This window comes from Arsukibacterium sp. MJ3 (genome assembly GCF_000987765.1).
In the GTDB taxonomy this organism is placed as follows: domain Bacteria; phylum Pseudomonadota; class Gammaproteobacteria; order Enterobacterales; family Alteromonadaceae; genus Alishewanella.
In genome coordinates this window covers 25,873-37,206 of sequence record NZ_LAHP01000026.1, presented here as the reverse complement: position 1 = coordinate 37,206, position 11,334 = coordinate 25,873, and the positions used below count along the sequence as shown (strand labels likewise).

Below are 11,334 nucleotides of genomic sequence, written 5' to 3'. Positions count from 1 at the left end.
ATGTTCTGCGGTTCATGTGAAACCTCTGCCTGGTTGTAGATCCAGACAGGGTAAGCAGATTTAGCTAAAGCTGGAATGTGCGGTTGGTGTTACGCTCACAGTAGATTTGCTGTACTTACAAAAATTACAGGCGCAGCCCGTTTCAAATCCAACATCCTAATGGTTAATTCTAACGATGACGCTGTTGACCCAGTGCATCGAGCTCATTTGGTGAAAAAAGTCGTTCAAAAGCGGCTAAAAATCGGATATATGGTTGTTGCTTCATTCGTTTTGCTTGCAAAGCTAAACTTTTTTTCTGGTAAATCAATTAGTTCACGAATGAAGCACTTCTTCAATTTCTAAAGGTCATACGTATGAGTGCCCATTAACATTTCAGGTGAACAATATTCACCATGAAGTACCGATATATCTCCAGTTGTTTCTAATACTACCGCTCGTACCTGAGAGAAATCTAGCACATTAGATTCACGTAGTTTCGCTATCAAATCATCTTTTGCGACGCGAGTTTTTAAAAGAGCTTCATCAATAATGACACCATCTTTCATTAATAGCACTGGAGTATTTTGTATAATACTCTCGAACTTATGCGACATTTTGCGTAATCTTGCGGTAGCATATTGTACAGAAAACAACATCACCATAGCTATTAACGCTTGAATAAATCCGATCCAAGAAGTGGACTGACTTGAGCCAGCTAAAAGCGATCCTATGGCAACAGTCATTACAAAATCGAAGTTTGTCATTTTGGAAAATGAGCGTAGACCATTTATACGTACAAGTAATACGACCCAGATCATAGCAATAGTTGTTAAAATTACTCCCCGAAGCAACATATCAATAACTGGATTAGATATAAACATTGTAAACCTCTTTTACAGTGAAAATGATAAAAATAAGTATTACAAAATGTAGCATTGTGACAGAGAGAACCTGACTATTTATTAGCTTAGCGTAATGCCAACATTTACACAGTGAAAATTAGCGATTTAATGACTTAATTAGTTGGCTATTTGAATGGTAACGAGTCTTCTTCAAGCGTAATGCGACTTTTAAATGAGAAGTTTTATAAGAGAAAGGCATGGCAATTGCTTAAAACGTTAACTAACTCTAATCAACTAAAAAATATTATTGCCAGGATATTAACATGAAGGATCTAAAAATAGCGCTCGTTGGCGGTGGGCCAAGCGCATTATTCATGGTTAAGAAACTTTTAGATGCTGATATAGATTTTTTAAGCATTGATATATTTGAAAGTGCCGATTCTCTGGGTAAAGGCATGCCTTATAGCATTAAAGGTGCCCTTGAATCGCATATATCTAATGTTTCGTCCGACGAAATTCCTCCTCTAATCGATACTCTTGAAAATTGGATTAAGTTACAAAGTGAGCAATTGCTATCAAAATTTGAACTTGATAAATCAGATTTCCATAATAAAGAAGTAGTACCAAGATTACTCTTAGGCAGCTACTTAGAGAATCAGTTTGCCAAGTTAATTTTGATAGGAGAGAAACGTGGATATACCTTAAACGTTCATTTAAATTCTGAAGTATGCGATATTGAAGTAAATAATGTTGATGCAACTTACAGCATTCTACTTCAAGTTGATAAATTTGAGGGTTTTGACAAGGTAGTCATTTGCACGGGGCACTTATGGCCTAAAAAAGAAGAAGTTAAAGTGGCGGGATTTTTCAACTCACCTTACCCTCCACAAAAGTTAAATAAGGTGTTTAATCACTCGGTTGCACTTAAAGGCAGTTCACTAACTGCTATCGATGCCATTAGGACATTAAGTCAGGCTAACGGTCGCTTTATCAAACAAGGTAAGCGTTTAATTTACCAAGTAGATAATAATTCTGAATATTTTAAAATAGTAATGTATACCCTGGATGGTCTGTTACCAAGTGTTCGTTATCATCTGGGCGATCCTTTGGCGTTTTCTCAATACATGATGAGTGACACTCAGATACAACATCACAGAGCAAATAGCGGTGGTTTTGTATCCTTGGATTTTTTATTCGAAAGTAATTTCAAAATGCTCCTCAAAAAATGTGATCCAGACTTTTACAAAACAATAGCAGATAAAAACGTGGATTTATTTGCGCAGTGGGTTCTGTCGTCTAGAAAGGGATTTGAATCTTTTACTTTGCTCAAAATTGAATATATCCAAGCTGGGCAATCCATAAGAGTAAAAAACACAATACCTTGGAAAAAATTATTCGCTCTTCTTAGTTACAGTATCAATTATCCTGCTAAATACTTATCTGGCGAGGATATGATAAGATTGCATAATATTTTGCAACCACTAATTGCCATAATTATTGCCGATATACCGCAGTCGTCTGCACAGCAATTGTTAGCACTATACGAATGTGGCCGGCTCGACATAATCCCCGTAGACAAAACTAGTCAAATTCAAATTTTGAACGATCATGAGTTTCACTATTATTTAGGTGAGGATAACCCGACAGCACAAGCACATATTTTCAAATCATTTATAGATTGTACTGGTCAAAAGCCATATGCAATTGATGATTTTCCCTTTACGTCAATGTTCGAGAATAGACCTGTAGCTCACGCCAGAGTAAGGTTCAAAAGTAATGAAAACGCCGTTTTTTTGCTTAGCCAAGGTACGCAACATATTTCCTTGGAAGAAGACTCTTTTTACTATTTGAATTTGCAGGGTTTTGCTATTAACGATTATTTTCAATTTTTATATGCGGATGGTTCAGCAACCAATAATTGTTTTATGATGGCGGTTCCTTTTATTAGTGGATTTAATCCTGACTATTCAGGATTTGATTTTTGTGATCAGGTATCTACCATAATCGTGGAAAAAATAAAAGCAGACCGGACAACTATCCTGACACCGCGTGAACATTAACCAGATTAAGCCGTCATGAATGCTAACACTATCTTGGCGAACGTAGTGCGCTACTGGCTTCAGTATAAGCCGAACTTAATTAAACGGACGCTGTTTAAAACACTCTACTGCCGTAGCGTTAAGTATTTAACATTTAAAGCAACGTGTATATCGTAAGAATTAAGCCAACTGGATGTAAATTTGAGACTTTTTTTGCTGACATTAGGAAACTGCGCTTATAATTTTATCAACATTAAGTTATTTTAAATTTTGTAACGCTTACCAGATAATGCGTAATATTTACAAGCATTGTTCACTAAATATATTTTAACAGGATACTGTTGACACTTATCAGCGGCCACTAGGCATCTTAACTGCAAGTAATAACATACCAAGCATTTAAAAACGGCAGAATCTTTCACTCCTGCCGTTCTAAGGTTAACACTTACTTAGCGTGACGAAATTTAATCTCGCTGCACAAATTTCGGTGCTGGTGTCAGGTTTTCGGGAGACGTCCGGGAGAACTGTTTATCACGAGTTTTTCCCCGATATCATTAATGGTAAGGTTTGTAACAACAGAGATTGTTAATATTTTGTCTGCAGCTTATCATCTTAATGCATTTGCTTAGCGTATGAAGTGCTAAGAGAAAACCCGGCATTATCTGCCGGGTTTTTCAGTTACTGATTACGACCACTTTTTCGGTCTGTAGACTGATTTTTGTCTGGATTGATCTGTTGTTTCTGCTTATCCGATTTTTGTTGATCTTTTAAATCGTTAGAACCGCTTTGACGTTTTTCTTCGTCCATTCCTGGACGGCCGCTTTGATCTTTTTGATTAGCCACGAAGGGCCTCCTAATTGTTATTTAAATACATTAACTAACTGCATTTATGAACGGCTGTTCACACTTCAAGTGTTTGCATAGTTAATGCCATGTCATAATAAACTTTTAATATCATGCTATTAGCTTTTGCATTGGTACTTTAAATTAACTTTTAAAGTTACATAACTAAAAAATATTGAAATTTTTTTGCAATAACGAGAAAAAATTACATGCTAGTAAATATGGCAACTTTTGAAATTTAGATGTTACGAGGGTGCTAAGCAGTCATCTTCTTCTGGTCTGATTTATGCTTAAGCCGGATGGTAAAGCGAGTTCTAGTGGCATTAATAATGGTTATGCTCAGTATTTCACATTCACATTCACATCTGATATCGACATCTCAGCTCAACGGAGAACAATAATGGCTAAAAGTAAAAAGACAGCTAAGTTATCATGCAGCAATAGTGAAAGTAAAACGCCTACAGTAAGTGATAAAACTATTCTTAACACTAACTATATCGTCACTGAACAAGCCGAATCTATCAACGAATTTGTCTCGAAGATGCCTAACAGTAGTGATAGGTTGCGTGAATATGGTTACGATAATGCAATAGCACCTACTGCTGGATATACTGTAGCGCAGAAGTCCAGTGAATTTACTGCAAGCACTTGCTCAGAGAAGATTGGTACAGCAAAAACGGGTAGCTTGGCACCGCTTGGAAGTAACGCGACTATTTCCTCACTTAACAGAGTAAGGGTTGATGCAACCGATCAGTCCTTAACGACTAATCACGGCGTTAAAGTAAGCGATAATCAAAATTCTTTAAAGGTTGGATTGCGTGGACCTTCGTTGCTAGAAGATTTTATTCTGCGTGAAAAAATTACTCATTTTGACCATGAACGTATTCCGGAGAGGGTTGTGCATGCCAGAGGTTCGGCCGCGCACGGTTATTTCGAAGCTTATGACTCGATAAGTAAATATACTATTGCTGCACCGTTTGCTGAGAAAGGAAAAAAAACACCGGTATTTGTGCGCTTTTCAACCGTGGCTGGTGAGCGAGGCTCGAAAGATACTGCTCGAGACGCACGTGGTTTCGCTGTCAAATTTTATACCGAAGAAGGTAATTGGGATCTGGTGGGCAATAACATTCCTGTTTTCTTTATTCAAGATGCCATGAAGTTTCCTGATCTGGTTCATGCCGTTAAGCCGGAACCACATCATGGTATGCCGCAGGCAGCGTCAGCACATGACACTTTTTGGGACTTTGTTTCATTAATGCCTGAATCTACACATATGTTGATGTGGATCATGTCAGATAGGGCTATACCTCGCAGTTACCGAATGATGCAGGGTTTTGGCGTACATACGTTTCGATTAATTAACGATCAGAATCAATCAGTCTTTTGTAAGTTTCACTGGAAACCCCTGTTGGGTACTCATTCTCTAGTATGGGATGAAGCGGTGAAAATATCGGGGGTCGATCCTGATTTTCATCGACGGGATTTGTGGGAGGCTATTGAGTCTGGCGAATCACCGGAGTGGGAGTTGGGGTTACAGATCTTTAGTGAAGCACAAGCCGAAAGTTTTACTTTTGATGTTCTCGACTCGACCAAGTTGATCCCTGAAGAATTAGTGCCACTGATCCCTGTAGGAAGGATGGTTCTGAATCGTAACCCAGATAACTTTTTTGCCGAAACCGAACAAGTTGCATTTTGCACAGCACATATCATTCCGGGAATTGATTTTTCAAATGACCCTTTGTTAGCAGGTCGCATTCACTCATATATAGATACACAGATCACTCGCCTCGGCGGTCCAAATTTTCATGAGATCCCAATTAACTCCGCGTTAGGTCACGTTCAGAATAACCAACGCGATGGCATGCATCGCCAGGCGTTACATCGTGGGCGGGTTGCTTACGAGCCTAACTCGCTGGCTGGTGGTTGCCCATTTCAGGCTGGAACAGCTGGTTTTGTATCATTCCCAGAGGCCTTCAGTGCGGACAAAATGCGTGGTAAGCCAGAAAAGTTTTCGGAGCATTATGCCCAGGCTACTTTATTTTATAACAGTCAAACGGCGATCGAGCAAGCTCATATAGCCAGTGCTTTTCGCTTCGAGCTTAGCAAAGTTGAGGTACTTGCTATTAGAGATAGAATGTTATCATCGTTAGTAAATGTGTCTGAGGAGTTGGCCGCGGAAGTTGCGAAAGGGTTAGGGATGGAGGTTCCTGAAGCTATGCCAAAAGCCTTTATTGAACTATCGCAGCCTGAAGTTTCGATTTCTCCATCTTTGTCGTTAACGGCACTACCAGGTGAATGTGGTATTCGCAGTCGTCAAATTGCAATATTAATCGAAGATGGAGTTGAGCAAGCCTCATTGGCAGAACTTTACAATGCATTAATTGAAGCAGGTGCAGTGGTGCATTTTGTGGGTTCGAGAGTTGGCATGTTTGAAGGTGTCAATGGTGAAAAAATAGTTGCAAATAAATCAATGGAGAATTCCCCATCGGTATTGTTTGATGCATTAATGCTATCTGATGGTATAAAATCGGTGCAGGCGCTTGCTTCCAATGTAGATACCATGGCGTTTGTAAAAGATGCATTTAGGCACGGTAAGACCATACTGGCAATAGGCGCAGCAAAGCAGTTATTGGAAATGGCCGGTATTGCAACAGTCAACAATAGTGACCACGGTATCCTAATGACAACCAGTGATGAATTAGGCGAAATGACTTCTGAGATTATCGATGCGATTGCCGCCCATCGTCATTTATCAAGAGAGAGTGAATTTGTAAAATAAATTATGCCTGTTACACAATTACGTTTGTATTGTGTAGCAGGCAACGCACGTTTTTATCTGTACCAGCAACAGTGGACACTTCGCTAAGCACTGTAGAAGTACTTAAGTCACTTTCTGCAAATTTATTTACACACCGTCAAACAGTATGCCCGCATTGCCAATGTTTAATGACTTAAGCATCACTTCAACATGCTGTGGATTGCTAAATAACTTTATTTAAACCAGCCATCCTGTCGCTAGTAAAGGCGCTAGCTAGTTTCCTTCTGCTGCTTCTTGAATCTCTTCGCCAGCGCTTTCAATGTCTTGACCTGCACCGTCAATAGTGGCACAGGAAACAACAGCAGCACTAAATAACACCACCAGGAATAACGTCAGCGACCGTGGTAATTTTATGTTCATCGTTTTTTCCTTAGAAGTAAATAGGGGTTAAGCTTAACAATTTATAACAGTTACAATTTACTAGAAATTATTAAAGCAAAAAACAGACCAAGTATATTTACTTGTTTTAAAACTACATTTTATTTATTGTATTTGCTGCCCCTGCAGTAATTACAAATATTCCGGAATATATTTCAACTGTGTGGCATGCCAGTGCCACAAGTCACTAAAGGTAAAAATACCATTAAACTGTTTAATATTAAGTTTTGTTTATCTAACCCTCAATGGTCATGAACTGCCAGCATAAAAGAAGACGCTTGCCAGATTTATCAGGGGAATACTGCGGAAAATTGGTCACTGCTGCGTCATTTATCTTTAAACATGCTAAGAGCGGAGCCATCTAAAGGTAGCATCGCGGCAAAACAATAGCGTGTTTGGATTAAAACCGGTTACTTTAAGGCAGTACTAGCAGCAGGGTTTAGCCGAATGCGCGGAAAATGAACACTCATGCGGTTACCTGTATGCTAGCTTGGCGGACCCCGGAAGTAACCCTGCAGTTATGTGCCCTAGCAATTATCAGTTATTGTTTGACATGTCCTATCGATAAAACGCTTCTACTGTACCTTTAACCGTCATTATTAATGGTTGGCCGCGGCGGTCCAGTGCTTTGGCTGCGGCAACTTTTACCCAACCTTCACTGATGCAATATTCTTCAACGTCAAACCGCTCTTTACCGTTTAACCGAATACCTACATCGTGCTCGAAAACGGCTGTTACATAATGTGGGCTTCGGGGGTTAACAGAAAGGCGATCTGGTAAGGCTGGTGGTGGCGTTGTGTCGTTCATGGCTCTGATCTGTGCTAAATAAAATATTCGCCATTGTAGACAAAGCCGGCATGCTACTCAAGGGCGGCTGTCAGAAACAGTTGAAAATGCAGTGGTATCAATCTGGCAGGGCAAGTTAGCGTTAGTAGCTAATTGTTTAGCGGCGCGAATTTGCTGCTGGCTATCTAACAAATTGGCATCATCTGGCGATACTAGTAGTGCGGCTGCAATTAATGCAGTCGCGTTACTATGGCAGTGAAGTGTACTTAACAGCATAGCGTAATTATTCAGATAAGCTATTTCGTGCTGAGCAAATGCTAGGCCTTGCAAAAACCAGGTGGCAGCAACCAAAGGCTCGGTTGAAAAATAATGATTGCCCAGTAAAAAATATGGTAACCAGTATTCAGGCCATTGTTTTGTGGCAGTGTTAAGCGCGGCTATACCGGTGTCTACCTGATGGGTGTTCAGCAAATCCTGACAGGCCTTGGTATATATAAAGGGATCGAGATGTTTACTGGCCTTATTGCTCGGTAGCATGGCTAACATCCAATAGTTGCCTCGCCGCCAGGTGCGCTCGAAAGTGGCAAAGTTTAGACGATGTGCTGCTGTTATTCCGCTATGTAACACAATTTCTGCAGTATCAAGATCATAACCAATAACCACGGCATAATGCCATTGAGGCAGCAAAGCAATAGCATTGTTTTGCAGCACGATAACAGGGATATTGTCAGCGACCAGGCTTAACAACTGGCTCATGTTGGCACGTTGTGCGTAAGCCAGCAGACCGAGTTGCCGGGTAGCGGCTATCATTTCAATTTGTAAGGTGCCATCTAAGCCAGAGATAAACGTGTTTGGGGCAATGGTGGCTGGGCTTTGCTTAAGCCCATAAAAACCGGCTACTTCAGATAGGGTAGTCGGCCCGCAAAAAAACTGTTGCTGGGGATAAAAGGGTACTTCTGGGATAAGGTATTGCCGCGCAATGTTAGGCGGTGTTGTCAAAAGTTGTTTAGTTTGTATTGGGGTTTGACAGGCACTAAGCAATATTAACAGACCTGCCAACAGGCAAGTCTGCCACGGTAAAAGCATAAAATAATTAACCGATTGGACGGATAAAAGGATAAACGTCGGTAATGCCCATCAGATCCAACACCGCGACGACGACTAATACCGTTACAATAGTACCGATAATGCCACCAGAGGGCATGTCGTTCATTTGGGTGTTTAACGCGGTAAGCTCTTCATTGGTCATGTTGGCTATGCGGTGTTTAGCGTCAGCAGGGTTGACACCAAGCTGAACCAGTTTTTGTTGTACTTGCTCGTTGTCTACAAAAGACAATACTTGCTGTTTATTATAGTGATGTTGCTGATTCACGATGACTTGATCTGAGCTGTAAACTCCGGCCATTGCCTGGCCGATACCGAAGATTAATAGTGACATCACGATGCTGACTGTTATAAATTTATTCATTATTTATCCTTAAACACTATTTTATAAAGCAGACGCTTTTAGAGTAAACTTGGTTTTTAGCGAAGATTTACACCGCTGGCTAGTTAACATTTATCACCTCGAAAGAGTAGACGATTAACCTGCCCTATGCAACAGAGCAGATTGTGACCAGTGACAGACAGTAACAGGGCATTACTGTCTGACTAATATGTTTGAGTACAACGTTTTTGCAATGGCGCAATAGCCATTTATTTAAGGAGTGAATGTATTGGTGTATGTCTGGTTAATTAACAGCCTAGTGGTGGCTGCTGTGGTTATGGTGCATTATGAATTTTTATACCGTTTTACCCTGTACATCCCTAAACTTAAGATTAAACATCGTTATCGCATCTTATTCGGGGTTTTTAGCGCTTTAATTGCACATGTTATCGAAATTTGGCTATTTGCGCTGGCCTATTATTTTAAGCATAAAGCCGAGGGCTGGGGTGAACTTACGGGTAATTTTGATGGCAGCCTAATGGACTGTATGTATTTTTCATTTACCGTATTTAGCACGGTTGGCTTTGGTGATATAGCACCCACTGGTGATTTACGATACTTAACCGGTATTGAGTCGTTAACGGGCTTGGTGCTAATTACCTGGACCGCGTCATTTTTATTTATTGAAATGCAGCGCGATTGGGACAAACCCGGCTAGGGCGTGATATCTGCTTTATGACTGCACAAGATGCGTATTTAAATTACTACCCAGTGTACTTAATTATTCTGTATTGCGTACACTCTACTCTTTCTCCAGTTAAAGGATGTGGTTTTGACTGTTAGTTTACCCCCTGATTTACTGCCTGGTCCAAATGATTTATGGTTTTTACCGTTGGGTGGTTGCGGTGAAATTGGCATGAACCTTAACTTATATGGCCATGATAGCCGCTGGTTAATGGTAGATTGCGGCGTGACCTTCTACAACCCGCTGCAGCCCATAACCAGCCCGATAACTGCCGAGGTTCAGGCTGCCGATCCAGCATTTATTGCTAAACGCAAAGAATTATTGGCGGGTATTGTTATTACTCATGCTCATGAAGATCATATTGGTGCCTTACCTTTTTTGTGGCCACGCTTTGGCTGCCCGGTGTATTGTACGCCTTTTGCCGCTGAAATATTACGCCGCAAAATTGCCCGTAGCGGTGTATCCCAGGATATGCCGATTATTGAAATACCGCCCGGTGGTACTTGTAACATTGGCCCTTTTTTAATTAACTGGCTCAATATTACCCATTCTATACCCGAGCCACAGGCGCTGCTAATTACTACGGCTGCTGGTAAGGTGTTTCATACTGCTGACTGGAAAATTGACCACGGGCCAATGACCGGCCGGCCATTTAAACCACAAGTATTTAAACGCCTGGCAGAGCAAGATATTACTGCTATGGTGTGTGACTCTACTAATGCCTTAAAACCCGGTTTTTCAGAGTCTGAAACCGCTTGTTATCATGCGCTATATGACGTTATTCGTCATGAGAAACAACGCGTTATTGTTAGCGGTTTTAGCAGTAATATTGGCCGCTTAATTAGCCTGGGCCATGTCGCCCGGCGCACCGGCCGCTACCTGGCTTTGTTTGGCCGCGCTATGGAAAATATGGTGGGTGTAGCCAGAGCCTGTGGCTACTGGCCTGAGGATATACCCCTTATTGATGCCTCTCATGTTGGCTACCTGCCGGCTAATGAAGTGCTGGTGGCAGCGACGGGTAGTCAGGGCGAGCCGCGGGCTGCACTTAGCCGCTTAGCGCAGCAGCGCCATCCGCATTTGTTAGTGGAAGAAAACGATCTGGTACTGTTTAGCTCTATCCTGATCCCCGGCAATGAAATGTTGGTTAGCCGCTTGATAGCGCAGTTATCGCTATTGAAAGTACGTACCTTGCAAAGTGCCGACAGCCCGTTACCTATTCATGTTTCGGGCCACCCGAATCAAGGTGAACTAGATTTATTATATCGCTATGTGCAACCGGCCATCGCCATACCGGTACACGGCGAAGCCGCGCATATGCGGGCAAATGCCGCTGTCGCTAAGTTAGCGGGTGTACCTCAGCAATTTACCGGCCAAAATGGTGATTTATTTGTGCTGGCCCCTCAGCCGCGTGTCTGGCAACAAGCCGTGATAACCGGGCGCATTGCCGTTGAGAATTAACCGCAATGTCTACTATGTTC

10 protein-coding genes and 1 pseudogene are annotated in these 11,334 nt (G+C 41.4%); 5 read left to right on the top strand and 6 right to left on the bottom strand.

All coding sequences use genetic code 11. The features are described 5' to 3' along the window. Positions 1-338: 338 nt before the first annotated feature. Positions 339-860: a DUF421 domain-containing protein gene (locus VT06_RS15260; RefSeq protein ID WP_046555191.1), complete on the bottom strand. Its 522-nt coding sequence runs from the start codon at positions 858-860 to the stop codon at positions 339-341. 284 nt (positions 861-1,144) lie between these two features. Between VT06_RS15260 and VT06_RS15255 the strand changes: the two genes are divergently transcribed. Next, complete coding sequence (locus VT06_RS15255) at positions 1,145-2,881, top strand: FAD/NAD(P)-binding protein (RefSeq protein WP_046555190.1); 1,737 nt, start codon at positions 1,145-1,147, stop codon at positions 2,879-2,881. Positions 2,882-3,538: 657 nt separating this feature from the next. Here the strand turns inward: VT06_RS15255 and VT06_RS18260 are convergent. Beyond that, positions 3,539-3,703 carry a hypothetical protein gene (locus VT06_RS18260; RefSeq protein WP_161795045.1) on the bottom strand — a complete coding sequence of 55 codons (165 nt, stop codon included), beginning with the start codon at positions 3,701-3,703 and terminating at the stop codon, positions 3,539-3,541. Positions 3,704-3,989: 286 nt separating this feature from the next. Here VT06_RS18260 and VT06_RS15250 point away from each other — a divergent pair, with 286 nt between their 5' ends. Further along, the gene (locus VT06_RS15250) at positions 3,990-6,482 is read left to right on the top strand and encodes a catalase (protein WP_235357449.1); all 2,493 of its coding nucleotides are present in this window, start codon (positions 3,990-3,992) and stop codon (positions 6,480-6,482) included. 252 nt (positions 6,483-6,734) lie between these two features. Here the strand turns inward: VT06_RS15250 and VT06_RS17885 are convergent, their stop codons facing one another. Further along, the gene (locus tag VT06_RS17885; RefSeq protein ID WP_082122557.1) at positions 6,735-6,881 is read right to left on the bottom strand and encodes an entericidin A/B family lipoprotein; all 147 of its coding nucleotides are present in this window, start codon (positions 6,879-6,881) and stop codon (positions 6,735-6,737) included. A gap of 279 nt (positions 6,882-7,160) precedes the next feature. On the opposite strand from VT06_RS17885, the pseudogene VT06_RS18120 reads away from it, so the two are divergent. Continuing rightward, positions 7,161-7,286, top strand: a pseudogene (locus VT06_RS18120) (ISAs1 family transposase); the annotation flags it as partial. Between the two features lie 171 nt (positions 7,287-7,457). Here the strand turns inward: VT06_RS18120 and VT06_RS15245 are convergent. From VT06_RS15245 to VT06_RS15235, 3 genes are read right to left on the bottom strand one after another with little or no spacing between them, the layout of a single operon-like run. After that, positions 7,458-7,706, bottom strand: a complete 249-nt coding sequence (locus tag VT06_RS15245) for a DUF3297 family protein (RefSeq protein WP_046555189.1) — start codon at positions 7,704-7,706, stop codon at positions 7,458-7,460. A 57-nt stretch (positions 7,707-7,763) separates the two neighbouring features. Next, positions 7,764-8,744, bottom strand: a complete 981-nt coding sequence (locus tag VT06_RS15240; protein WP_235357448.1) for a PA2778 family cysteine peptidase — start codon at positions 8,742-8,744, stop codon at positions 7,764-7,766. Positions 8,745-8,778: 34 nt separating this feature from the next. Next, a complete protein-coding gene (locus tag VT06_RS15235; RefSeq protein ID WP_046555187.1) occupies positions 8,779-9,153 on the bottom strand; it encodes a PA2779 family protein in 375 nt (124 codons plus the stop codon). Positions 9,154-9,403: 250 nt separating this feature from the next. Between VT06_RS15235 and VT06_RS15230 the strand changes: the two genes are divergently transcribed. Both VT06_RS15230 and VT06_RS15225 read left to right on the top strand, forming a co-directional pair. Next, positions 9,404-9,829, top strand: coding sequence for a potassium channel family protein (locus tag VT06_RS15230; RefSeq protein ID WP_235357450.1), 426 nt, complete (start codon positions 9,404-9,406; stop codon positions 9,827-9,829). 114 nt (positions 9,830-9,943) lie between these two features. Beyond that, entirely contained in the window at positions 9,944-11,314 is a 1,371-nt protein-coding gene (locus VT06_RS15225) for a ribonuclease J (protein ID WP_046555186.1), read from the top strand. Positions 11,315-11,334: the final 20 nt, after the last annotated feature.

Bases quoted from the DNA above. Each gene is read 5' to 3' on its own strand.
- VT06_RS15235 (WP_046555187.1), bottom strand. From the start codon at position 9,153: ATGAATAAATTTATAACAGTCAGCATCGTGATGTCACTATTAATCTTC.
- VT06_RS15250 (WP_235357449.1), top strand. From the start codon at position 3,990: ATGCTTAAGCCGGATGGTAAAGCGAGTTCTAGTGGCATTAATAATGGT.
- VT06_RS17885 (WP_082122557.1), bottom strand. From the start codon at position 6,881: ATGAACATAAAATTACCACGGTCGCTGACGTTATTCCTGGTGGTGTTA.
- VT06_RS15245 (WP_046555189.1), bottom strand. From the start codon at position 7,706: ATGAACGACACAACGCCACCACCAGCCTTACCAGATCGCCTTTCTGTT.
- VT06_RS15255 (WP_046555190.1), top strand. From the start codon at position 1,145: ATGAAGGATCTAAAAATAGCGCTCGTTGGCGGTGGGCCAAGCGCATTA.
- VT06_RS15260 (WP_046555191.1), bottom strand. From the start codon at position 860: ATGTTTATATCTAATCCAGTTATTGATATGTTGCTTCGGGGAGTAATT.